The sequence below is a fragment of the Enterococcus sp. 3G1_DIV0629 genome (genome assembly GCF_002141285.1).
In the GTDB taxonomy this organism is placed as follows: Bacteria; Bacillota; Bacilli; order Lactobacillales; family Enterococcaceae; genus Enterococcus_B; species Enterococcus_B lactis.
Genome location: NZ_NGLI01000001.1, coordinates 627,450 through 649,989, shown reverse-complemented (window position 1 = coordinate 649,989; position 22,540 = coordinate 627,450). Strand labels below are relative to the sequence as shown.

Genomic DNA, 22,540 nt, shown 5'->3' with positions numbered 1-22,540 from the left:
AATATACACTATCGTTGATCCAGAAAACAGGTAAATAAATTTTGCAAAAGCAATAAGTTAAAAACATTACAAAAAAGACAAGGATATCACATCAAGAAAAAATGTTTTGAAAATATCTTTGCCTTTTTGTATTATATCTATATTAAATACTCAACCACAACATACTAACTAATTTATATATTTAATTTGTTGTTTTTCTATAATTGGATAACTAATTAACTTATGACTATCTAAGTCTTCTTTATTCATATCAATTGCAGTAATTTGGCTGTCCTCATATGTCCGATAATAATAGATTCCTTTGTCAACATTGCAACAAGAAGAATAAATTGTATATTCATATTTTCCATCACCAACATCACACAAACCTTTTTGTTGTTCTACTGAACCTAAGATATGGAAAAATTGACTAATACTTTCTGACTCTGAATCTCCAGATACAGAGTTCAGCTTCGTAAAAGTCGCTTTAACAAAACGAGAAACTGAGGACAAATCTCCAGGCAATCCTATCCCTCCCATACCGCGGCTATAGGCATTCAAACTTATTTGATTTGAAAAATTATTTTTAGGAGTTTCACTCGATAAGACACGATAATTGTTTAAATTAAATAATTGATAGTCAAATGAAGGATTATTGGTAAGAACACCCACAGGGTTATCATATATATGAAGTCCATCTTTCATACTTTCAATGACAATTGATTTTTCTTTATCAGCTAATAGCCAATGTAAAGGGGATAAAGGAAGTTCATCACTATAATTTATATTTGCTAAATTGATATTTTTTAACAATTTTTTAGCTTCTCCTACTGTTGAGCATTGTCCTAAAATCCAAGGAATAAATTCAAAAGGAGATACATTGTCTTTCCCTTCTTGTATTTCTTTATAATCAGCATACCCAGAAAAATTTAGCCCAGCCATACTCAATCCTTTTTCATTTGTCGCATCGTAATAAAGAGGGTAGTCAGCTATACCAGCGGCAATACCAATCATTGCATAATGAGTATCCAAATCATTTACCTTTCGAAAATTCAACTTATAATTTCTTGGAGTAACAGTGACTACTTCATTGTAAGATATTTCATAATCAAAATTCCTTCCAAAATAATGATCACTTGTTACATAAGTAATAGACGTACACATAGTTTATTCCTCCTAAATATTGTTCTGTCCACGTTCATATTACTCCAAAGTTTTCCTCATTCCAAAAGAAAAGCACAGAATACACGAAGAAGCGTTTCTATTTGTATAAACTATATCAAAGTTCTATACTTAAATTATCAAATAAAAAGGACGTGAAGATAAATGTCAAATTTAGAAAACAAAGAAGAAAAAGTTGTAAACAAAATTGTTTCTGTTGTCAATAAACTGGATAAAGAGTTAGACGAACTTGATACGTTATCTGAAAATCCAGAAAAAAAACATAACCTAAAAAAATGGTTAGTTGAACGAAAGGCTATTCACGAAATTAAAAAAGTTCTTCATGAAGCTGATAAATATGAAAAATATGATGAAAAAGAACTTGATAAAGAATTTAAAGAAATCAATGACTTATTACTCTGATCTATTAAACGACTCATTATGAGTCGTTTTTTATATAAAGAAATTATCTAGAGGTAATCCAAATATAAATATTGATTGTAGTACAAAAAAGAAGCGTCCGAAGACGCTTCGCTGTTTAAATGCGTAAAAAGATTGGGAAATTGATTCATCAGCTATTACGATTATTATAATCTCATCCTATAAAAAATCAATACTAAAAAGCTATTCTTTCGAGTAGCTCTGAACAGATGTCATCATAACTTATGAAGGAAATAGACATAAGATTGTGTATAAAAAAATAACCACCCGAAGGTGGCTGAAGAAAGCTTTTATTTACATGAATACTCTTCTAAGTAATTTTAACACAGAACTAACTTAATTACTATAGTATGTACCCTGTAGGACTCGAACCTACAACCGAACGGTTATGAGCTGTCTACTCTGACCAACTGAGCTAAGGGTACAGAGTACCATCACAACTCCTGCTAAACAAAAGAATGCACATAGTCTAGGTGTGCTAAGTGATGGTATTCCATTCTTTTTGTTGTGATGGCATATTTATTATTACACATTTAATAGCAAAAAACTAGATTATACTTATTCTTTGTAAAATATATTATTTTATGCTATTATTTCCAAGTCATAAAAAGAAAAAAGCTTCAGATACTTATCTTTTTGGGGAAAGACTCTAGGGTGAGGGAGTATCTGAAGCTTTTTTCTATGCTCATTATCTCACATGGTTATTTTTTAGTCTATTATTTACTTTAATTTTTTAGAAAATTGAAAAAAGACCTCAGTCCAGAATAATTGATTGAGGTCTTTTTACAAGAAGAAAAGCATATTATCGTTTAGGTATTGTCAATACATATTCTGGAAAATCGATATCGATAGTTTGTCCATCAATTACATCGCCTTTTAATTCATTGGTTCGGCGTAATTTGATAAAACATTTTCTACCAGCAAATTTCTTAATGTCCATTGTTCCATCCAGTCCTAAAGGCATACCTTCTGGAATTTTATAAGCTTTATTTACGTCTTCACGCACCAAACGTTTTGATTCACAACGCCCCAATTCTAACTTGGGGTTTTCGGCATCCATAAAGAATATATAACCATGATTAAAAGGTTGTGCCCCATTTTGAGGAACCAACCAACCGGCGCCACGAAATACACCTAAACTAAACTCGTTAAACACTTCTAGTTTAGCTAAATAATTACCATTCTTTTTAACTGGCGATTTTGCGATGATATTATCATGTTTACTTGGGGTAGGGATTTCAGAACTACTATCAGCCGAATCATTATCCTTCCCTTTTCCCGCATTCGCATAAGCATTCCAAGCATTAGCATCACCATAGAAGTAATTTTTATCATAAGGAGTTGAAGTATATTGCCACATAACTGCATTAGGCCAGTGCTTAATAGCAGGGAATTCCGATTGATAAGCTGCTACCCACAGACCATAATCAGCTTGAACAATTTCTGAGAAATCTTCTTCAAATAATACTGATGCAGAAGTATAAACTAATGCCTTGATACCCGTCTTCTGTTGAATACGATCGAGCATCTGTTTAAGTACTCCTGTTCCTTGTCGTCCATACATCTCATAATCAAGTACTAAAATGCCTTTTCCAATATACCCTTGGACATTATTTAAAAAGAAATCAGTTTGAGCTTTCCAATCTTCTCCGTTAATAAAATGATAAACTCCAAAAGGTTTACCGGCATTAACTGCTTGTTGCACAAAAGGATCACAGTAACAATCAACAAACCCTGTTCCTTCAGTTGCTTTAAACATATAAGCATCAGCAGGATAATCTACGATATTTTTTGATCCATTATTATTTGATAAATCTACTACATTCAATGTCATTGTTTTTCTCTCCAATCTTTTGGTTTTTTATAACTTAAAGCTTGCTGACTATCTGAAAATCCTTTTGTTGTTGGATCGACAATATAGCCATATAAGGCAAATACCAACGCAAATAATTGTGCAGGATTCATCACGATGTTTTTCATAATTTGCACAACACCATTCCACGTTGTAACATCAGCTTCTGTCACATGTGCAACGGATCCGATAGTACTAAACAAAAACAAAATAAATGGCACCCAAAACTGCGGATTTTTAAATCTAGTTTTCCAATTAATCATTCGATACTCCTTCTTTCAATTTAATATTTTCTAATTTCAATACTTCATTTTCTCGCTGTAAAAGTTCGTTCTGTCCTTCTAATTTTTCAATTTCCAACTTGTAGAAATTGATTTCTTTTTCATACTTTTCTTGGAGCTTTTCGACTTTTCCTTCGAGTTTGTCTACTTTTTGCTGTAGTTGCTGATTTAATTCTTTATATTGCTCATACAATGAAGTAGCATTCTTAATGTTTTCATTTTCTAAAGTCACTTTGTTAGTTGACTTAGTTGCTAAAAATGTTCCAACTGCTGTAATTAAAGCAGTAACTACCATTGCTAAGTGCTGTTGCTCAATATGCAAATTACTGACCTCACTTCCATCCACAATAAAAAGCGTACTCATTTGAGTACGCTTCTATTCTTCACTATTAATAATCTCATTCGCTTCTTCATCTGTGATACATAACGGAACGAACTGTCGAACCTGTTCTTCTGTAAAACAGCCCCAGTCAAACATCATTTTCACATCGCTAAAACTAAACATGCTACTCGCCTCCTTCCGATTCTGGATTTAGTTGCTCTTTAATTTCTGCAATATCCTTGCTGTTTTGAAGCGAAGCAAGCATTGTCTTTGAATTGATTTGTGCTAAACTGTCAGCTTTTTCTTTCAATGCAGTATTTTCCTGTTTAATTGCTACATCGTTTAGCATGAGTTTAGCATTGAGCTGTTTTAGATTGCCATTCTCGTGTTCCAGTGCCTCATACACTGCTTCAAGATTATTTAGCTTATTGTGATCCAATACATTCGTCAAAACAATCCATTGGTTCAATTTAGGATCAAACATCTGATCAGCGATCGTTAGCGGTTCGCCATCAGCACGTACCCCTTCAAGTGGTGGCTGATCTGTGTAAGGAACGGATACAAGCATGTCATCCAACACTTTTCCTGCGTACTCTCCGCCAGTACGCCCGTATTTCCAAATGTTTTTCATTCATTTCACTCCTAGTCTATATAGTATTGAATTGGTGCTAAAAACAAGTTGACTGTTCCCCTAAATGAAGGTAGACCGCAAACGCCGTTCGGTCGGATATAAGCCATCCCGCCATTGTCTAAAGTATTGCTACTTTGTGGTGGTAACAAGAATTGATACTCATAATTATCAGTTGGATTACTTGGTCTAAATCCTTCTGGAATCGTACAAAAATCTTGTGTACTTAGCGTGCTACCTTTTAATGATCCACGGAACATTACTAGTTTTCCAATTCTCCTGATTTGTCCCTGTTTGTTCCATGAGTGACCATTGATTGCTGTTAGATTTACCCATCCGGTATCTTCTGGAACTGTAGCAACTTCTTTTCCCGCTATTTGCAAACCATCCTCAAAGTTTTTAAGCCCTAAAACAGTTTCAGGCTCGGTTAAGCTCACAGAATCATTCAAGCCTTTTTCAGTATATTCAGGTGTGATATCCCAACTGTAATCATTCGGATTGTTGCTGTCTTTCAAGCCTTCACCGAAGTATTTATACTCACTAATATTCGGGGTTCGAGTATTGCCTTTTTCGATCTTGAGCCAGTCGATTTGACATGCGCCAGGATTATCTGTTGGGGTTTGATTTATGGCAGCTATTCTAGGGTCAGCAGCTACTTTATCTACTGTAACAGTTAATGACCACACATCTGTGACTCCTTCCACAGGTGACAAATTACCATACCCAGCAATGCCTGGGTTAAATAATCTAAAATTTTTATCCGCTGGTTTAGTACCCTTAAGCGTTACAGTGTAAGTTTCTCCCACAACAAAAGGCTCTGTCATAGTACCAGTATATATTTCTGCACCACTAGACTTGACTGGAAATTTAACTGTAGGGTCAGCAATATCCTCACCCAAAGCCACCTTACTCAAATAATACGGTGCATCGAGTAGATTTGGCTGGTATGGTGTGGCTGTTGAGCCTTCTTCGATTTTGATGTTATAGCCTAAATAACCTGTACATGCACCAGCTGAATCATTAAACCACAAAGATATTCTAGACTCTTCTGTAGTCACAAAATTAGCAGCTGTAGTAAACGTAACGCTATAGGTCGTTCTATTGGTACCCACAGGTTTGTTTATAAGCGCCCAAACAGACCTTACTTCTGTTCCCTCTCTTAATCGAATATTACAAGATACCGCGCCAGATGGCACTTCCATATCCGCCCATATATCAACGCTGAGAGAATAAGTTTTGTTTGGTAACAATGTGCGGAGGTTTAATAGTTTTCCAGCCGGAGGCGCATCTGCAGTTCTTGTAACCGCAATGTGGTCTACTCCATCTTTAGCGGTGTAACCAGTTTGAGAGCCATTGTTGTAAAAATCATTAAAACCTACATTAGGCGCAATATTAGGGTTCCCCGAATAATCATAGCCCCCGAAGTCGATGCTGTTGGAGTACATCTTTTTCAGCTTGCCGAGATCACCGATTTGCTGATTGGTTTGATCAATACGATCATTTGTCTTATCAATATTAGTATTGAGAGTTGCGACATCTTGATTGGCTTTCGTGATTTTGTCGTTTGTGTCTTTTAATTTCGCCTCAATCTGCGTTTCAGATTCCGCAATTTTCTGTTCAATCTCTTGCTTCCCATCAGCTAGAATTTTTTCGATTTTGTCAATGGTCTGACTGAAACCATTGAAATAATAATCTTCTAGTTCTGGTGTACTATCATCGATTTGACTGCGTTTGATGTCAAAAGTAAAACGACCAGCTGTATCTAACGAGCGGTCGTTTGGAAAATCAATATATACGCTACCTTCTACTTTTCCGACATATCCTAAAATATTATCTTCTAATACGATAGACACAATACCATTCACACGATCTTCAATGGTGGCAAGATAGTCATGTTTTCCATATCCGTCTTCTGCTGTTGCAGATTTAAATATCAAGCGAATCGGAACAGTCGTCCCTTCGGGTAAGCTTTGAGGGATGCCGTTTTTCCGAACTAACTTCATTCGAAGCTTAGCTGTTCCTCGATCATGCGACCAAAAAACAACATTCGTATCATTGGGCTTAATTGCTTCTGCTTGGATCATAATGATCGATTCATTCATTTTATAAACCATCAGCTTAACACCTGCCCATTGTTGATAATCAATCCTCGACCAATAATTCTGTTTTCAGTTGTCGCAAATCCTGCAGCTGGCTTGGCATATCTAGCAGTTGCTGCATCAACGTACACCCCAATGTTATTGCCTGAACCCTTCAAGTCGCCCACGCTAAACTCTGATAGCAAACGAACTTGCACAGCTATGTCTTGATTAATGAATGTTGTTGAACCATACATATTCATCTTAGAAGTCCCACCTACGTATACAGCGTTATATGCCAAGGATTTAGTATTCTCCGCAAATTTACACTGACTAATAGCCATATAGCCACTCTGTTCATTGACAATTCCATACTGTCTTCCTTGAAAAAGTGGAGAATTTGCAGCATCAACGATCTGCATTCCGACGATTTGACAATAGCCAGTACATGTTGCGAACATAATACTTCTAACTTTTACTGGGCAATCAGATACTTGAGGGTCTAATGTGCTGGTATCGTTTAAAGGACGTATGACAAACGTTCTAAACGTTAAACCGTTGACAAGTACGTCTTCCAAATACACCCCATCACTAATCCAAATAGTGACAGTAGAAGTTGTAATGAGCGGAACCGAATTAACAGCAGTTTGAATCGTGAGAAATGGTTTCTCTTGAGATCCATCTCCAGTCTGGTCGTTTCCATCCTTTGAAACATAGATACTGATAGGTTCGTTATACCCTCCAATGATTTGTTGGACTGCTTTGTTTAATTGCTCTACTTGTGCTTTTTGACTAGCGGCATTTGTAATTAATTCACTAATTTGTTCGTCCGACAGGTTTTCATGTTCTAATAATCTTCCGTGTAATGTATCAAAGATTTCTCCCTTATTATTTACACGTGCATCCACTACTTCGTTAGGAGAATCACCGCCTGAATGAAGCACGAGATTATCAATACGACTGTTCGTTGATTTGTCTTGAACAGATAGTTTCTTTTCAAGATTGTTCAGATAATCAACGTTTTTATTGAATGTTTCTTTCCATTTTAAAGCGATATTATTTGATATTAGTTTAACAAGCCCCATCTACATCAGTCCTTTCTTAGCAAGATTTGCCAGTATTGAAGTGATTGTTTTCTTGGTATTTGATAATACAATCTCTGGCGCTTTATTAGGGATAGCTGGATAATCAGTAATTCCCACAACTTGAATGTAGGTACTTATATTCAATGGTTCATAAACAAAAAGAACCTTATCCCCTTTGTTAAGAGATACGGCCCATTTTAGTGTTACGGATCCTGAAACATCTGGATAGTCGTGTAACTGCTGTTTTAGATATTCAAGCATGTTATTTTGATTTTTATAGCGTTCATCCTCTATTGGATCTTGTATCCTGATACCAAATCGCTGAGATAAAGTGCTGGTATAAGTGACTGGATTAAAGTAATACGAGTCGTCTTCTTTTTTCTTACCAAACCCTTTAATTTGTGTTTTCAAAGCATAAGTATCAATATCAAACGACACTTCATCCGTATTATATTTATATCGGATTTGTTGTTCAGTTATATTTCCATATTCTGAAATGGGGTAAAATACTAAATGCTTATTGTTTGGTATCACAACTGCACCGTAATCTTCTAAAATTTCATTAATAAGATTTAAATAATTATCATTTCCAAAGTTCTCCTGTTCCTTTTTTAAAAATACATTGTTGGGATCTACAACTTCCCAACTAAATCCTCGGTTTCCAGCTTTAAAAATATGAGTCAGAAGATCATTGATTGATTTTGTTCCAGATATGGTGTCATATTGCCAACCATCTTGAATAGTGTAATAAACATGAGTTGCTACTACATCTTTATAGATTTGGCTACCAGAAGCATAGGGTCTCATCTGCTTGATTGAATACTGCTGACCATCAAAAACAACATAGTTTTCATAGTCAATTAAATCAAAAGTTACCTGATTCCTTTTTGTCTCTGGTACAGTCACAGATAACTCCCACGTTTCATTTTGTTGCCACGAGACAGAAAAAGAATCCTTATCGTAGTTAATAAGGATTTCCTCTTTTGTTTCTTCATAATTACGTATTAATATGTTTTTCAAAGTATCACCTACTTATACAAGAAACGGAAATCCCAAGAAGATTTCACTCTAGTAATATTTTGAATTTCGATTTCATTGACCCCTTCAGCTAAAGTGATTAGTCCATGGTTTGTATCAATACCACAACTTACACCATTCAATTTTGGGTATACACCATCCAAAACTAACGTCTGCCCTAAATTAGTTGAGAGAGAAGGATAATAAATGAAACGATCGCCTGTGGTCTTGTTGAAAATAGTCGCATTTCCTTCTGATTCTCCTTCGAGGGTAATACGTAAATCTGACTCTCTCGGATCAATTTCAAAACTGCCAGCATTAAAAATCTTAAAGAAACTAGTATTGTGTGTATAGCTAAAGTCTTCAGAAACTAGACCTTGAGAAAACTGCCAATCCTCATCCAAACTGAAATCAGATAAAGTCGTTGCAATTGATTCAGAATATCCTTTATAGGCGGAAAATGATACAACACAATTTCCTTTAAAATATGCCTTTTTGGTTACAGTCATACTCTCAACAATCACTGGGTATCTTTTACCAGGTTCTTTCGTATAGATAAAGTAGTATTCAGCTTCTTTATTAAATAGTTCTCTCAATTCTGTTTCAGTCAAAATAAGGTCATTCAGATTGTCTGCAAAATAATCAAATTCAAGAGTAATAGGAAAGGAATCAAATGAGTGTGTCAGCAGCTTTTGTCCTACTGAACCTGCATAAGAAGAAAATTCGTTTTTCGGTACAGGCATACCAATATTAATATCAATAATCTTGATTCGATAATTTGCTAGTAAGTCAAATTTACCTGTACTAAATTGAAGGAATACTGATGTTCTATCTTCCATTAAAATTCTTTCCTCTCGTATATAGTTTTCTTGCTAATGACGAACCAGTATATTCATCTACGCTTTGGCTGACTTTCTTACCGTCTAGATGACTAATTACCTTAACTGGACGATTATTCAGAGCTTGAGACAACTTCTGAAGTGAACTTTCTGAAATTTCGCTTATTAAAAATCCACTCGAATTGCTTGATACATTATTTGCTGAAGCAGGTCTAAATTGTTCCCTCGAGCGGATTGCTTTTATAATCAAGTCATCTGCAGAAGGTTTAGCAGGATTTATCATAAATTCTTTTGGATAAGCAGGGTCTTCCCCAATCCATGCTAATTCAGGACCATTTATTTCTCCACCGTCAGCATAACCATGTCCCATTCCGATATTTGCAAAGAAGCCAGCACCTGTTCCATATCGAGCCATGATATATCTTAAGCCGGCTAAGATATTATCATATCCATTAAAAATATTGCCATGACCTGGCATCTTATAAGCATTGAAAGTAGCACTAATTGTTTGCATCAATCCCTTTGCTAAGTCTCCAGTAATGGTATTAATATCTGTATAACCACCTTGAACAGCTTTCTCATTTCCGCCTGATTCTGTTTGAATCTGACTAATGATTCTGTCTATATGCCCTTTATCTGTTGGAAATCCGACCATTTTTGCAGCTTCAATTACTTGGCTTCGCCATCTTTCTGCCCCCGAACCAGCTGGAGAACTACCGCCTCCTGCTTTGAAAATATCTCCTGATCCTAATTTACCAGTGATATGCAAATGGTCGTAATGATCATTATCTGGCCATGGTTCCCATGAACCAGTTGCTGGTTGACCTGATTGTCCAGTTCTATCACGCACTTTCCCTTGTGTGATAACATATCCAACTTTATCGGCAAAATTCTCAAATACCCAGTTTGCAGGATCAAAATATTTGCTTGAACCATTCATACTTGATGGATAAGCAATATCAATCGCTTGATGCTTCCCATGCCAATATGGATCTCCTGGTCGGTAACCTGAAGTAATCCCGCTCATACCGAATTTCCTAACGGCTTGGTTTGCAATATCTACTAAATATTTATAGACATTATCTGCCATTGCACCATCGAAACTGCCGCCTCCATTTTCTTCATTAAACTTATCAAAGAAGTTTTGTGCGTATTCGATAATCTTATCTTTTATATTGGAGATACCACCTGCAGCAACTTTATATTCAGCTGAATCACCAAGGTTATCTAAAAAGTCAGAGACACCGAGTTTATCAGCAATCGTATCATAAGCTTTGCCGGCACCATCTGAAACGAAAGACCATACATCTTTAGCTTTATCTTTAACCCAATCAAACACATTTGTGATAGTACCCCAAACACCGTCTTTGTGTGCGGGTAGCCCCTTTGTCATTGCCAAGAATTCTTTAGACATATGATGGGGTAAGATTGAAGTACCAGCTTGCAGAGGACGAATTTCTGGACCGCTAACACCAACAGGGAAAATACCTTTAGATGGATGATGAGCAAGCTCGAATCCTTCTTCCCCAACCAGAGCAATTTCGTCTTCGGTCAATCCACTAGAACCTTTTGCATGAGCACCAAATTTGAACTTAATAAGGTCGTTTCCCCAATCTTTGTTCAATGCATGTATCAAATGGCCAATACCGTGTGCGACACCTTCAACAATGGATCCCATGTTTGTTTTCATTTCATCCCAAGAACCTACAACTTCACCTGTTTCACCATCAACAGCACCTTTATGTTCTCCGGCTTGTTGGGTTGCTTGATCTACTACTTCTTTATGGGTTTCTTGGGCTTTCTTTATTGATTTATCCCTTTTCTCAGTAGCAGCTGCGACAGCATCATCTCGCTCTTTCTTTGCTTGTTTCACAACCTCATCATACTGCTTCTTGGACATAGTGCCATTTTCATAGCGTTCTTTGTCTGCTTTTTCAACAGTTTCTTTATATTTTTTATCAGCGGCACTTATTGAATCATTTGCTGTTTTTTTGGCATCTTTAATGATCGTGTCACGTTGTTCTTTAGAATTTAAGATAGCAGTTTTCATTTCTTCATGAGAGAGTTTGCCTTTATGATCTTTCAAATCCTGCAAAATATCTAGCTGTTTTCCTGAAGCTATTTTCGTTTCTTTGCTAATTTGCTCGTTCAACTTAGACTGCGCTTTACTCATGTTTTTCGCATAATTTTCTTGCTCTTCTTCTAACTCTTTGTTCAATTCTTTCTTGTACTTTTTGCTATCTTTTCCATATTTTTTTGCGATATCTTGGAGTTCTTTGGTACCACCTTTTTCAATTTTTTCCAAATTGGCATAATGCTTATCAGAATAAACTTGCATATCCTCGAGAGTTTTTTGATGATTCTTTTTCTGTTTATCATCATTTTTCTTTTGTTTAGTTAGGGCTTTGTCAGCTTCTTTTTGAGTCATTAATCCGTTTTTGACGAAATAATCATAATCACTTTTAGATGATTTTTCTTTCTTTTTATAATATTTTTGTATAGAGTCTGACATATCTTTGAATATTTCAAGCGTTTTGGCTTTCTGATTCTTTAATTCTTTATCACCCTTCGGTGTTTTAAGAGCTATCTTATTAAGTTTTTCCATCTCTTTGGTGTAAGTTTTAGAAAGCTCTTTGGCATTGGAACCTACATTTTTGTTAAATTTCTTAGTTATGTCATGTCCTATATCTCCCAAAAGGTTCGTTAAATTAGGTGCATAGCTTTTAAATCCTTTGCCAATATCTTTCCCTAGATTTTTACCTAATTCAGTTCCGCCAAGTCCACCCAATCCTGCACCAATTGCAGTTCCAATTCCTGGTAAAATAGCAGTTCCAATAGCTGCTCCTGCCGCACTTCCGCCTAAAGAACCACCAAAAGCCCCTAGTTTTGAAGACGTAGAACCTTTTCCTAATAATTCAGTCGCACTTGCTAATACTCCTATAAAAGGCAAAACTTTACTTATTCCCTTACTTAGTTTAGCTAAACCGCCCAATTTTGAAACAGATTCAACTACTTCATCCGTGATACCCGTACCAGATTTTGGAACTATAGTTTGAGCTATCTCAGTTCCAGCTATGTTTTTTCCAGCTGATTTTTTGCCAAAGGAAAAACCACCTCCACTCAAAAAATCAGTGACTTTTTCGACGGCAGTTAATTCTAATAAGGTTTTTCTAGCTTCTTTTAACATGGTTATAAATTCATAGCCTTTTTTAACAGCAAACATCACGACTAATGCTTTTCCGAACAACTCTATTTCATCTTTATGTTTTGCTATTTTTCCTATGATTTCATTTATAGCGCCTAGTGGATCTTTTAATGCTTTAGATTTATCATCAACCAATCCAAAAAGATCAGCGATATCAAAAAATAATTTTTTACCCTCTTCCCATGCACCTGAGAGAAAAGTTTTCCCTATTTCTTTGACATTTTCACCAATCTCTACTAAATCATCACTATGATTAGTTAAATAGGAGAAAGTTTTATCTAAAACGTTATATACATCACCGAAAACATTCTTTCCAGTATTAGATAGCTTAGGGAGTTTTTTTTCTGCTAAATCAAGAAGTTTGTTGCCCATAGGTGTCAGCTCGTCAGTGATTTTTCGAATATCACTTCTCAAACGTACACTGAAAGTTTGTTCTGTATTTTCTTTTGTTTTTTTAGCTGTTCCAGATACATTATCGAATGTATCATTTACATTTCCTAAACTTTCAATTACTTTCATTGCGTTATCTTCACCAAGTGCTGACCAAATCGTTGATGCTGTTGTTAATTTTTCTTGCTGATTTTTTGTATTTTTTAGATCACTAATGATATTTTGAAAAACATCGCTAGCAGTTGCCTTTCCATTCTTAAACTCTTTAAATATTTTTTGCGTACCTTTAGAAAAGCTTCCCAAGTTCTCTTCGATGCGACCGTCATTCAAAGAAATAGTAAACTCTTTAACAAAATCGTTTACTTTATCTAGATTGTAAGCCCCTGATTTTAGCCCATTATCTAAAATAGAAAACATACTTTTGGCATCGAAACCTGCTTGTGACCAAATTTGTCCATATTCTGCTAGGTTATCACCTAGTTCGTCAGTTTTATCTAGACCAACTTGTGCGCCTTTAACCATGTAATCAAAAGCTTCATCAGAAGACATACCAAAATTTGTCATCAAGGAATTAATACCCCTTAACGATTCATTTAAATCCATACCAAACTGATCTTGTAAAATAGACGCATATTGGGATATTTCTTTTAACTTATCTGCTGGCATATCACCAAGTTGTGTATTCACTGAACCCACTATTTCAACAGCTTCGTCCATTGATTCTACAAAACCAGTATTATAAAAATCATTAATAACATCACGATATTTGTTAGTTTGATCCGCATTTAATCCCAATGTATTAGTCAATTTATTACTAGCATCTTGAAGATCAGTGACACGATCAATGACGTTGAAAGATGATTCTTTAAAAGCATCGAATCCTTTTGAAGCTTGTTCACCTATAAAAGTACCTGCAATAATTTCTTGCAAATTAGAAAACCCTTCTGATGCTTCATCTGTAGTTTCTTCTAATTTTTCAATGTTCCTAACCGCTGAACTTGTATCTGCTTCTACTCTTGTTTCAGTTTTAGAAGGAATACTAACTAGGTCATCTTCTAGAATTTTAAGTTCTTGGTCATCAACTTGAGCGGATACTTTTGTACTTATTTTTTCAGGAATGTCTTCCAAATTACCTTTTACTTTCTCGATATCTTTCAACAATTCGTTATCGTCTAAAATGACTTTTGTTTCGGTCTTCTTTCCAATTGTTTCATCAATCTTTTGTTTTGTTTCTTCTGCTTGTTTTTGAATTTTATCTGTTCCTTGCTTAAAAGATTCATCCATTTTATCACCAGTATTAATACCTAATCGTGATAAAATATCATCAATTAAAGAAACGTCATTTTTGAACTTTGGCAAATTTGAGAGCATAACATCAATATTTATCGTCGCATCTGCAGACATTCTTTAATTACCTCCTTTCTACTTTTTTGCTTGAGCAGCTAGCATTTCAAAGATACTTCCTAGCTGATCATCTAAATTATTTACTGTTTTTTCTGAGTCGAGGGCATAATATCCTTGTAATTCTAATAGATTCGTAAGCGCCTCGCCTTCTAATCCATTAATACTTCTAGAACGAATAGATAAAATTCGTTGAAAATGAGTATTTTCGCTTAATCCAAATAAAAGAGTTTTAAACGTGATGAAGTGCATTCGCCCTTTTTCTTTTAATAAATCGATGCCGTAATCCGCTAAAAATGAAGAATAGATCGCTCCAGCATCTTGAGAATAAGAATAAAGTTTTTCTGGCACAGTATCTCCAGACTCCTGATCACTATCGTTATTTCCATATGGACTTTTTTGTATATAATTGCTTATTTCTTCGATTGCTGATTGCTTCTGTTCAAAAGTAAAATTACTAACTGGAGATTTATTGTCAAAATAAAATAAATCAAAAGCTTTATTAATTTTTTCAAACGATTTTAAATTTTTATCTTCCAACAATTCATAGAATTTAATTACTACATCAAACGAAAGATCAAATTTATATTCTTCTCCTTCAATGATTAGTGTGTTTTCTAAATCCTCAACCAAATCAAACATTTAACTCACTTCTTTTTATGTTTGTTTTTATAATATTTATCGGCGGTCTTTTTTCTTTCGACCATAATATTTCTAAATTCTTCCTGCAATAAATTAATAATTACAAATAAAGCTTTGGTACTACAGTTATAGTGTTGATAAATTCGATTTCCTTCGCCTTTTCCTAAAATTTGATCAAGTGTTTCAATAGATTGATCTCGCATATTTACTGTTTCTTTTTGTACAAACTTCTTGTACTTCTCACTGCCGGCATCTTCTATTTTTTCCACACGTTCTTGCATCGTTTCTAACTGAGCAGGAATCTCAATATTGAGATTTGTTAATATTTGATCGATTTCGTCAGAAATCACAACAGTATATTTTTTCCCTGCAATTTGAATATTTTTCTCTAAAGATAATTTTGCATCTAAGTCAATTACATTGTTAATTGCCATTGTTTTTCCTCCTAAAAAAGAAGGATGATTTGTCTCATCCTTCTTTCACTTTATTCTTGTTTGATTGGTACATCTGCTTGATCTAGTTCTTTATCGTCTTTGTCAGCAATGTAGACTTTCACGGCATCTGTAGCTTTCAAATCTTTCCTGTAATATTCAAAGTTCGGTGGTTGAGCTTGTCCAATAGGCACAGAATAGATTCGCTCGCCATTAATATATAAACCTACTTTTTCCACCAGTGTCCCTTGATATGTACCAGTTACCCATGTACTGGTACCTGGTACATATTCATCTACAGTTAAGATTTTGGTTTCGACAATAGCCGTATATTCTTTTTCTGTAACAGCTGACTCTACACCGCTATATATAGCACTTAAGCCGTAAATATGAGAGACGCCATCTTTAATATCACTAAATGTCTTTGTGATTTTGCTATCAACGATATATGCTGCACCAGAATCGACATGATCTTTGTATGCTTTTGCTGACGTCGCCCCATCTGGACAGTCCGCAGTTACAGTAACCTGTTTTTTCTCTGCATCATATTCGAACGTCAGATTTTGGGGCGGTTTAGGGTGTCGTAACAGTTAATGCACAATCAGCACTTTTATCTCCATCTACTGTTTTTACAGTAATTGTAGCTGTTCCTGCTTTAACAGCCACAACCTTCCCTTTGGTATCAACCGTAGCTATGGTTGAATCGCTAGATGACCATGTCACATTTTTATTCGTAGCATTTGCTGGTAAAACGTTAGCTGTAAGAGTTTCATTTGCCCCAGCAACAAGCGATAACGTTGTTTTATTAAGCGTTACGCTTGTGGGGCTAATTACTCCCCCGCTTCTTCTAAGACCGGCTTTCCGTTGAATGCTAATGTGAAGCTAAATGTTTGTTTTGCATTTGCAGCCCCACCAAATGGAACGATTGCTGTCATAGTAACAACAGATTGAACTTTATTTCCTTTTGCATCTGTCCAACGTGCAAGCGTGCGTAATTCATCGCCAATGGACAAGAAATGTTTTGCCACATAATCTTGTGCAGGATCTCCGAATACTCGATGTCCAGATAAAGCAAAAGTAATATTTTTACCTGTTACGCTCGAATCAGTGAAACCTTCGCCATCATAATATGCTGTTGCATCAGTGGTATCTGCCGCTGCAGGTGTAATAGTACTGATTCCAGCTGCAAGAACGGCGAAGTTCGCTTGTTCGATCTCATCCAAACTTGTGTGACCTAAAACATCAATTTCTACTTTATTTTTAAAGTTCAATAGAAATTCTTTGTGGGTATCCTCACCTGTCCCTGTTTCTCCTGCAAAAAATTGCAACTGCATTTTCATAAATTGCTGTTGATTTGTTTTTGACATATTTTTCATTATGTTTCCTCCTATTATTTGAATTGATGCACGTTTATTTTTATATCTAACAAATAAGTAGATAGCCCCTCATTATCTTGTTCACTTGCAAAAGGAGTATCACTTATTTCTGAACTAATAAATTTAAAACTTTCATTGCTGGATTCTAAGGATGGGAGCTCATCTAAATGATTAGAAATGAGCCACAAAGTATGATTTGCTTTTTCTTGATCTTTTGTATTAAATCCCACTTCAAAAAGCATTTCTCTTTCTTTTGTACCATCAAAGTATTCTTCTATTGTTCTACTTCCTGGAAGAGAATAGATACAAAGGGTGTCTTCTCCATCTAGAAATCCAATTACACAAGGCATTGGCATTCCTTCTACTGAATCAATCGAATCAGCTAATCTTTCTAAGAGATCCATTAAAGTTTCCCTCCTTCAACGAAAGCTTTTCGCCATGCATTGATATGCTTAGATTTTGCGCGCAAATCCCATCTTCTTCCTGTACCAGGAGTTGTGTAATTTTTAATTAGCGCAATTTTCCCTGACTTCGTCACTATCAAACCTCTGAATTGAGCTTTGGCATAAGGAACTGTATAAATGATATGGTTCTCCCGTGCATAAGAATCACTGCGAAGGTGGCCTTGACGTTTTGGAGCATACAAGTTCATATCCATGTGCATCTGATTAGTCATAAAAACAGTAGCCTTTTGTATGTTCATAACAGACAGTTTTCTGTTTATACCGTTTTTTTCTACTTCAATATGCAGCATTATAAAACCTCCAATTCATACGAATAAACTTCGTTGCTGAAAGGATTTCGATTATCTACTATAGTCACCAAAGTATAGGCTGTACCTTCAAATATGATTTCTGATCCTACATGTTCCTTTGTGATTTCAGGAAATGGAGTGGATACTCCAGCAAATAAAAAAGCGATAGCATTAGCTACCACTTTTCTATTATTATTTGAACCACTATAAATCGTTTGAGGTTGAAAAATCATATTTTCAATTGTAACCTCAGCATCAAATATCGGCTTTTGCCATTTATCAATTCCTTTTTTTCGTCTGAAAATGATGGACTGATTACAATAATCTTTTGGCATCTGTGGAATCATTTGTAATTCACTCCTCGATAAAGAAGTCCTGTATAAATTAATTCTGCATAGGCTTCTGATGAAACCATTGTTCTACCATATGTGGCTGAACCAACACTGGCACCTTCAATTCGCATTCTTCCAATGCTGACACTAGTTGGTGTACCACTAAGCATTTCTTGTAAGGTTGTTTTCCCACCATTTAAAAACAGATATTCCACTTGGATGGCCATTGCCAATTTAAATTTTTGTACCCTGTATTCATTTGAATCTTGAATTAAGTCGTTTTTCAAGTAGAAATCAGCAGTCAAACGATTAATCTGACGTTCAGCATAAGGTTCTAATTCATCGAAAGTTTTTTGATCAGGAATTTTACTAAAACCTAGCTTTTCATACTCTTCGTACGTTAAATAACTCATAGTTTTAGCCTTTAGCTTCATTCAACAAATCAACAAGTTTAGCAGTCGATGTGTTAGGCGCAAACTCAACGCCTAAGTCAGCTAATTCTTTTTTCAAAGTTTCCCGATCTGGTTCTTCTTTGTTTTCTAATTGCTGAAGTTGTTGTTTCAGTTCCTGAACTTCTTTCTTCAACGCCTTATTTTTATCAAGCAGTGCGTTGTATTGAACCACTGTGTAAGTTTTTCCACCTGTTGCCGATTCTACAATATTATATTTTTTACCTGATGCATCAAGTTCTACAATATCGTAGCCTTGGGCTTTATAAAATTCTTTGTCCGTATCAGTAAAAACTTCAACGACTCGATTTGCTTTTTTAGCTTTCATTAATTAGATCCTCCCTTGGTTAAAATAATCGGCTCACTCCAAGCTGATCCAAGTTTGTTTTCATTTAAAAACTCAGCTTTTTCTATTTCATTTGAGCCTTCTCCTAGTTCGTTAAAGGTTTGTACGTATAAATAAAATTTGTCCCCTTCAACTAAAGATGGAACATTTTCTGCAGCCAAAGTCCAACTATTAGTTTCACTATAACCCATCATTTTGGCTTTATGTGGATCTGATTCATTAGCGTTTGCGTAATGGATAACATATGATTTTGCCCCTTCCACAGGATCAAAGGAGACAGATACTGATCCATCTCCATTAAATTTACCTGTTGGATTTTGGGGCGCATTAGGGTGCAGATGGTGTTACGACAAATGATACTCCATCCGTTTTTGTTTCAAACAAAATGACATCGTCATATGATTGTTCATAATACAAGTAGTTACCTGCAGTTGAGGCAGATGGTTTATCTAGACCAACAAAACTGTATTTTTCTGGTGCACACATACAAGGGATATGAATCAACATCATTTGGATTGTTTGTGCAGTTGGATCAGCAACAGCACCAGTAGTAAAATCGTATAGAGTTTTCATGTAAGCAGAAGGAACAGCTGGTTCAATCGTTACTTCATCTAAACGTTTTACTGCTCGATCAATCACACCGTTGTTATTTTGTACTGATAACGTACGTTGTAACCCTTGCGCATTTTTTAGAATAGTGCTGACAGTTGGAGTCACATATAAAGAACGTCCAACAGCTGGAACTGCGGCTTCATCCATATCGGTCATCATTTTATCAAATTGAGTCAAAATATTTTCAGTTGTCAATTCCAGTTCTACGATTCCCTTACCGCCATCTTTTGCTTTCTTCAAAGTGTAAAGAGAAGAAAACATTTGTTTGTCTTTTTCAGGAATTTTTTCAAGATCATTATAAGCTTTGGTGATATTGGCAATAGATGTTACATAGTTCGTTTCATCAATATCTGAAGGGTCTACCAATGTATCCCAGTAACGTTCATTTGTTAATTCATAAGTTTCCCATTGATTTTCGTAGTTGGCACTAGCCCCTGTAATCGAACGGCGTGTTCGATCTTTCCGTCCATTTTTAATTAATAGTTTAGGAAGCTTAACAGTTTTTGCTCCTGCCCATTTGATCAGGTTATTTGATGGGGAATTCCAAAGCTTTTGAGAATATAAAATTCCATTTTCTGAATAACGTTTTTGTAGCGCTTGTTGGTAAGATTCTGCATAGTTTAAAGTTGCATTATCAGCAAACATTTGCAGATTCATTGATAAAATATTTTTATGCATTTTAAATTCCTTCTTTCTTTTATTTAACTAGGTCGCTTGTCATTGCAGCAATCATTTGCGCTGTTTCATCATTAGGAGGGACAGCGTTTGACGGATTGCCTTGAAACGTTGCTTTCTTCTGATCTGGATTTGGTGGCGGTGTTGTTTCTCCTTCAAAGAGATATCCGTCACTTTCCTTCAATGTATTTAATTGTTCGTCTAATCCTTTGATTCCTTCATCTGTTAATTCCAGCTTTTCACTATCAAGTAAAGCTTTGGCAGCCTTGATATTACGAGCGCCTGCTTGAGTAAGAGCTAGTTCGATTGCGGATGTTTTTTTGATTTCAGCAATCTTACTTTCTGAATCAGCTTTTGCTTGATCGTATTTTTCTTGAAGGTCTGACAATTGAGTGGTTAGTTCTTCATTTCCTTCTGCTGCTTTTTTCAGGCTATCTAATTCTGTTTGATTGGCATCTAACTGCTCTTTGTATTGATTTACTTGTTGCTCTGCAGCTGCAACATTACTACTCAATTCATTAACAGTTGCTCCATGTAACGCCATGACTGAGCCAATTTGTTCATCTGATAAGCCTAGTTCCTTTAATTGTTCTCTTTTCATTTGGTCCTCCTTCGAATATTTAACGTGGCAACGACCACGAGAGTATAAAAAATAAACCTTTTAACGCCATGTTCAGGGCGATATAATTGTTGTATAGAAAGGAGCTAAATATATGGAATTAAAACCTGATTTAATTAGAGATATTTTATTGTATTCAGAAACTTTGCCATTCAGAAAAAGCGCATTTCAAAATGAAATAAATGAATCTTCTTTAAGAGAAAAATATTCTCAAGATGAAATCATTTACGCTATATCAAGAATGGGCGATGATGATGCTAAATTAATCAATGGATGGGTCAAATACGCTTCTGATAAACCCTACATGTGGTGTATAGGATCTCCAACTTACGAAGGTCATCAGTATCTAGAAAACATTCGTGATCCAAAAGTTTGGAAAGTTGTGAAAGAAAAAGTTTCGTTGGTAGGAACTGCCTCAATAAGTATTATGGGACAAGTAGCTCTGGCATATATCCAAAAACAGCTCGGTATTTAAATCCGAGTTGTTTTTAGTTTAAGGCTTTCTCACGACTATAATCCCGCACAAGGAAATCATGTTCTTTCACTAATTCTCTAATCTTTCCTTGTTTAAAACGGATCATGTCTTTGCATCTTTTCTGCATGACTTCATCACCTAAAGATTCTGCAGCAGACAAACGCTTCTTTTGATAACGAATGTCACGCTCTAATCTTCTGTGTTTCTGCTGGATCTCAGCATTTCTTTGTACTTCTTCTGGATCATATTGTGGCTGATTATTTGTATTAACATCTGGTCTACCAGGATAAAGAATATGTTTACAGTTTGTTCCTTGAGTTCCCCAAGGTTCACCATAACCATGATCATAAATAGACGGTAAATGCTGAAATTCTGGTGGTGCTTTGGACTTAGGAACTGTGAGAACCCATCCACCTTGAATATCGGCACAGGCTTTTCTAGCTGATAGATGGCTACTCATTAGAGCAGTTACACAATCAAAATCTTGCATTCTTTTCAGACGTAAATCGTTAAATGTTCGATGCGTTGTGCTTTCAATTACAGTTCTTGAGTATGTTTCAAGAGTCCATTCACGTCCTGCTTTGTCCTTGAATCCTGATTTAATTCCTTCATCCACCATTTTATAGACGTTATCTCTTACGGCTTGTTCATGCGTTTTGAGACCTGTTAAGGTTTCTAGGGTGGATTGTTTAAGAATTGCCTGATAAGCTCTCATAGCTGAGTTCTGGCTGTAATTCGTAGTGATAAGCGTCTGATTTATATTATTATTCAAGTCTAAGAATGTTTGATGTAAGAAAGAGTCCAACATCTGATTGACATCATCAGATACCGGCACGCTTTTTTGTACCATTCTTTCCAGTTCCTGATCAATCTCATTGATAATTTGAATGCCATTATCTTTGATAAGCTTTTCTATTTGGCCTTGAGTAGAGTTAGTATAGGAAGCCAGTAGATTAATAACCTTTTTGTTCAAAACGCCCATATAGTTTAATTGCTGTATCTGCCATAACATCACGTTTTCTTTATTCACTTTGTTAAGGTCTTTCTTTAACATCATTTTGATGATTAAATCAAAGATACGATCTTCTAATTCTGAATAAATGTTCGTGATAGCATCCGCTTGGTTTTGCATATTATCTGGAGTAATCAA

At 35.5% G+C, this 22,540-nt stretch carries 27 protein-coding genes and 1 tRNA gene; 2 read left to right on the top strand and 26 right to left on the bottom strand.

Annotated features, from left to right (window positions below; genetic code table 11):
• Positions 1 to 168: 168 nt before the first annotated feature.
• Positions 169 to 1,143, bottom strand: coding sequence for a choloylglycine hydrolase (gene bsh / locus A5816_RS03360; protein ID WP_002287105.1), 975 nt, complete (start codon positions 1,141 to 1,143; stop codon positions 169 to 171).
• A 162-nt stretch (positions 1,144 to 1,305) separates the two neighbouring features.
• On the opposite strand from bsh, the gene A5816_RS03355 reads away from it, so the two are divergent.
• Entirely contained in the window at positions 1,306 to 1,563 is a 258-nt protein-coding gene (locus A5816_RS03355; protein WP_002295273.1) for a hypothetical protein, read from the top strand.
• Between the two features lie 369 nt (positions 1,564 to 1,932).
• Here A5816_RS03355 and A5816_RS03350 read toward each other — a convergent pair.
• The 24 genes from A5816_RS03350 to A5816_RS03235 all read right to left on the bottom strand — a co-directional run bounded on the left by A5816_RS03350 (position 1,933) and on the right by A5816_RS03235 (position 20,897).
• Positions 1,933 to 2,006: transfer RNA gene (locus A5816_RS03350), tRNA-Ile, on the bottom strand.
• A gap of 377 nt (positions 2,007 to 2,383) precedes the next feature.
• Positions 2,384 to 3,415, bottom strand: a complete 1,032-nt coding sequence (locus A5816_RS03345) for a GH25 family lysozyme (RefSeq protein ID WP_086310714.1) — start codon at positions 3,413 to 3,415, stop codon at positions 2,384 to 2,386.
• Positions 3,412 to 3,696, bottom strand: a complete 285-nt coding sequence (locus A5816_RS03340) for a phage holin (RefSeq protein ID WP_086310713.1) — start codon at positions 3,694 to 3,696, stop codon at positions 3,412 to 3,414. Before A5816_RS03340 ends, A5816_RS03345 begins: the two co-directional genes overlap by 4 nt.
• Positions 3,689 to 4,078, bottom strand: coding sequence for a hypothetical protein (locus tag A5816_RS03335; protein WP_256925990.1), 390 nt, complete (start codon positions 4,076 to 4,078; stop codon positions 3,689 to 3,691). The genes A5816_RS03340 and A5816_RS03335 overlap by 8 nt, the downstream gene beginning before the upstream one ends.
• Before the next feature lie 12 nt (positions 4,079 to 4,090).
• A complete protein-coding gene (locus A5816_RS03330; protein ID WP_086310712.1) occupies positions 4,091 to 4,219 on the bottom strand; it encodes an XkdX family protein in 129 nt (42 codons plus the stop codon).
• Position 4,220: 1 nt separating this feature from the next.
• Complete coding sequence (locus A5816_RS03325; RefSeq protein WP_086310711.1) at positions 4,221 to 4,667, bottom strand: hypothetical protein; 447 nt, start codon at positions 4,665 to 4,667, stop codon at positions 4,221 to 4,223.
• Positions 4,668 to 4,678: 11 nt separating this feature from the next.
• Positions 4,679 to 6,778, bottom strand: coding sequence for a BppU family phage baseplate upper protein (locus A5816_RS03320; RefSeq protein WP_086310710.1), 2,100 nt, complete (start codon positions 6,776 to 6,778; stop codon positions 4,679 to 4,681).
• The gene (locus A5816_RS03315; RefSeq protein ID WP_086310709.1) at positions 6,778 to 7,827 is read right to left on the bottom strand and encodes a hypothetical protein; all 1,050 of its coding nucleotides are present in this window, start codon (positions 7,825 to 7,827) and stop codon (positions 6,778 to 6,780) included. The genes A5816_RS03320 and A5816_RS03315 overlap by 1 nt, the downstream gene beginning before the upstream one ends.
• Entirely contained in the window at positions 7,828 to 8,847 is a 1,020-nt protein-coding gene (locus tag A5816_RS03310) for a phage tail protein (protein ID WP_086310708.1), read from the bottom strand.
• Between the two features lie 8 nt (positions 8,848 to 8,855).
• Positions 8,856 to 9,683, bottom strand: a complete 828-nt coding sequence (locus A5816_RS03305; protein WP_086310707.1) for a phage tail family protein — start codon at positions 9,681 to 9,683, stop codon at positions 8,856 to 8,858.
• Positions 9,673 to 14,682, bottom strand: a complete 5,010-nt coding sequence (locus tag A5816_RS03300) for a transglycosylase SLT domain-containing protein (RefSeq protein WP_086310706.1) — start codon at positions 14,680 to 14,682, stop codon at positions 9,673 to 9,675. Before A5816_RS03300 ends, A5816_RS03305 begins: the two co-directional genes overlap by 11 nt.
• Before the next feature lie 18 nt (positions 14,683 to 14,700).
• On the bottom strand, positions 14,701 to 15,321 hold the full coding sequence (locus A5816_RS03295) for a Gp15 family bacteriophage protein (protein WP_086310705.1): 621 nt from the start codon (positions 15,319 to 15,321) through the stop codon (positions 14,701 to 14,703).
• 5 nt (positions 15,322 to 15,326) lie between these two features.
• Complete coding sequence (locus tag A5816_RS03290) at positions 15,327 to 15,755, bottom strand: hypothetical protein (RefSeq protein ID WP_086310704.1); 429 nt, start codon at positions 15,753 to 15,755, stop codon at positions 15,327 to 15,329.
• A gap of 50 nt (positions 15,756 to 15,805) precedes the next feature.
• Complete coding sequence (locus tag A5816_RS16490; protein WP_373404613.1) at positions 15,806 to 16,060, bottom strand: immunoglobulin-like domain-containing protein; 255 nt, start codon at positions 16,058 to 16,060, stop codon at positions 15,806 to 15,808.
• A 265-nt stretch (positions 16,061 to 16,325) separates the two neighbouring features.
• A complete protein-coding gene (locus tag A5816_RS03280) occupies positions 16,326 to 16,583 on the bottom strand; it encodes an Ig-like domain-containing protein (RefSeq protein ID WP_179189708.1) in 258 nt (85 codons plus the stop codon).
• Positions 16,583 to 17,092, bottom strand: coding sequence for a phage tail tube protein (locus A5816_RS03275; RefSeq protein WP_086311162.1), 510 nt, complete (start codon positions 17,090 to 17,092; stop codon positions 16,583 to 16,585). The genes A5816_RS03280 and A5816_RS03275 overlap by 1 nt, the downstream gene beginning before the upstream one ends.
• Before the next feature lie 50 nt (positions 17,093 to 17,142).
• Entirely contained in the window at positions 17,143 to 17,532 is a 390-nt protein-coding gene (locus tag A5816_RS03270; protein ID WP_086310701.1) for a minor capsid protein, read from the bottom strand.
• Positions 17,532 to 17,882, bottom strand: coding sequence for a minor capsid protein (locus A5816_RS03265; protein WP_086310700.1), 351 nt, complete (start codon positions 17,880 to 17,882; stop codon positions 17,532 to 17,534). The genes A5816_RS03270 and A5816_RS03265 overlap by 1 nt, the downstream gene beginning before the upstream one ends.
• Entirely contained in the window at positions 17,882 to 18,229 is a 348-nt protein-coding gene (locus tag A5816_RS03260) for a putative minor capsid protein (RefSeq protein WP_010738765.1), read from the bottom strand. The genes A5816_RS03265 and A5816_RS03260 overlap by 1 nt, the downstream gene beginning before the upstream one ends.
• Positions 18,226 to 18,627: a hypothetical protein gene (locus A5816_RS03255; RefSeq protein ID WP_086310699.1), complete on the bottom strand. Its 402-nt coding sequence runs from the start codon at positions 18,625 to 18,627 to the stop codon at positions 18,226 to 18,228. The genes A5816_RS03260 and A5816_RS03255 overlap by 4 nt, the downstream gene beginning before the upstream one ends.
• Before the next feature lie 4 nt (positions 18,628 to 18,631).
• Complete coding sequence (locus tag A5816_RS03250; protein ID WP_086310698.1) at positions 18,632 to 18,991, bottom strand: hypothetical protein; 360 nt, start codon at positions 18,989 to 18,991, stop codon at positions 18,632 to 18,634.
• Positions 18,991 to 19,347, bottom strand: coding sequence for a fibronectin type III domain-containing protein (locus tag A5816_RS16205; RefSeq protein ID WP_172891819.1), 357 nt, complete (start codon positions 19,345 to 19,347; stop codon positions 18,991 to 18,993). Before A5816_RS16205 ends, A5816_RS03250 begins: the two co-directional genes overlap by 1 nt.
• Entirely contained in the window at positions 19,337 to 20,299 is a 963-nt protein-coding gene (locus A5816_RS03240; protein WP_010738769.1) for a hypothetical protein, read from the bottom strand. The genes A5816_RS16205 and A5816_RS03240 overlap by 11 nt, the downstream gene beginning before the upstream one ends.
• A 19-nt stretch (positions 20,300 to 20,318) precedes the next feature.
• Entirely contained in the window at positions 20,319 to 20,897 is a 579-nt protein-coding gene (locus A5816_RS03235) for a phage scaffolding protein (protein ID WP_045172268.1), read from the bottom strand.
• A 112-nt stretch (positions 20,898 to 21,009) separates the two neighbouring features.
• Here A5816_RS03235 and A5816_RS03230 point away from each other — a divergent pair, with 112 nt between their 5' ends.
• Positions 21,010 to 21,390: a DUF2513 domain-containing protein gene (locus tag A5816_RS03230; protein ID WP_086310697.1), complete on the top strand. Its 381-nt coding sequence runs from the start codon at positions 21,010 to 21,012 to the stop codon at positions 21,388 to 21,390.
• A 13-nt stretch (positions 21,391 to 21,403) separates the two neighbouring features.
• On the opposite strand, the gene A5816_RS03225 is transcribed toward A5816_RS03230, so the two are convergent.
• The gene (locus A5816_RS03225; RefSeq protein WP_086310696.1) at positions 21,404 to 22,540 is read right to left on the bottom strand and encodes a phage minor capsid protein; all 1,137 of its coding nucleotides are present in this window, start codon (positions 22,538 to 22,540) and stop codon (positions 21,404 to 21,406) included.

What these genes read in the sequence shown, in the direction of transcription:
- bsh (WP_002287105.1), bottom strand. Translation starts at nt 1,143, where the DNA reads ATGTGTACGTCTATTACTTATGTAACAAGTGATCATTATTTTGGAAGG.
- A5816_RS03355 (WP_002295273.1), top strand. Translation starts at nt 1,306, where the DNA reads ATGTCAAATTTAGAAAACAAAGAAGAAAAAGTTGTAAACAAAATTGTT.
- A5816_RS03345 (WP_086310714.1), bottom strand. Translation starts at nt 3,415, where the DNA reads ATGACATTGAATGTAGTAGATTTATCAAATAATAATGGATCAAAAAAT.
- A5816_RS03340 (WP_086310713.1), bottom strand. Translation starts at nt 3,696, where the DNA reads ATGATTAATTGGAAAACTAGATTTAAAAATCCGCAGTTTTGGGTGCCA.
- A5816_RS03335 (WP_256925990.1), bottom strand. Translation starts at nt 4,078, where the DNA reads ATGAGTACGCTTTTTATTGTGGATGGAAGTGAGGTCAGTAATTTGCAT.
- A5816_RS03330 (WP_086310712.1), bottom strand. Translation starts at nt 4,219, where the DNA reads ATGTTTAGTTTTAGCGATGTGAAAATGATGTTTGACTGGGGCTGTTTT.
- A5816_RS03325 (WP_086310711.1), bottom strand. Translation starts at nt 4,667, where the DNA reads ATGAAAAACATTTGGAAATACGGGCGTACTGGCGGAGAGTACGCAGGA.
- A5816_RS03320 (WP_086310710.1), bottom strand. Translation starts at nt 6,778, where the DNA reads ATGGTTTATAAAATGAATGAATCGATCATTATGATCCAAGCAGAAGCA.
- A5816_RS03315 (WP_086310709.1), bottom strand. Translation starts at nt 7,827, where the DNA reads ATGGGGCTTGTTAAACTAATATCAAATAATATCGCTTTAAAATGGAAA.
- A5816_RS03305 (WP_086310707.1), bottom strand. Translation starts at nt 9,683, where the DNA reads ATGGAAGATAGAACATCAGTATTCCTTCAATTTAGTACAGGTAAATTT.
- A5816_RS03300 (WP_086310706.1), bottom strand. Translation starts at nt 14,682, where the DNA reads ATGTCTGCAGATGCGACGATAAATATTGATGTTATGCTCTCAAATTTG.
- A5816_RS03295 (WP_086310705.1), bottom strand. Translation starts at nt 15,321, where the DNA reads ATGTTTGATTTGGTTGAGGATTTAGAAAACACACTAATCATTGAAGGA.
- A5816_RS03290 (WP_086310704.1), bottom strand. Translation starts at nt 15,755, where the DNA reads ATGGCAATTAACAATGTAATTGACTTAGATGCAAAATTATCTTTAGAG.
- A5816_RS03275 (WP_086311162.1), bottom strand. Translation starts at nt 17,092, where the DNA reads ATGAAAATGCAGTTGCAATTTTTTGCAGGAGAAACAGGGACAGGTGAG.
- A5816_RS03270 (WP_086310701.1), bottom strand. Translation starts at nt 17,532, where the DNA reads ATGGATCTCTTAGAAAGATTAGCTGATTCGATTGATTCAGTAGAAGGA.
- A5816_RS03265 (WP_086310700.1), bottom strand. Translation starts at nt 17,882, where the DNA reads ATGCTGCATATTGAAGTAGAAAAAAACGGTATAAACAGAAAACTGTCT.
- A5816_RS03260 (WP_010738765.1), bottom strand. Translation starts at nt 18,229, where the DNA reads ATGATTCCACAGATGCCAAAAGATTATTGTAATCAGTCCATCATTTTC.
- A5816_RS03255 (WP_086310699.1), bottom strand. Translation starts at nt 18,627, where the DNA reads ATGAGTTATTTAACGTACGAAGAGTATGAAAAGCTAGGTTTTAGTAAA.
- A5816_RS03250 (WP_086310698.1), bottom strand. Translation starts at nt 18,991, where the DNA reads ATGAAAGCTAAAAAAGCAAATCGAGTCGTTGAAGTTTTTACTGATACG.
- A5816_RS03240 (WP_010738769.1), bottom strand. Translation starts at nt 20,299, where the DNA reads ATGCATAAAAATATTTTATCAATGAATCTGCAAATGTTTGCTGATAAT.
- A5816_RS03235 (WP_045172268.1), bottom strand. Translation starts at nt 20,897, where the DNA reads ATGAAAAGAGAACAATTAAAGGAACTAGGCTTATCAGATGAACAAATT.
- A5816_RS03230 (WP_086310697.1), top strand. Translation starts at nt 21,010, where the DNA reads ATGGAATTAAAACCTGATTTAATTAGAGATATTTTATTGTATTCAGAA.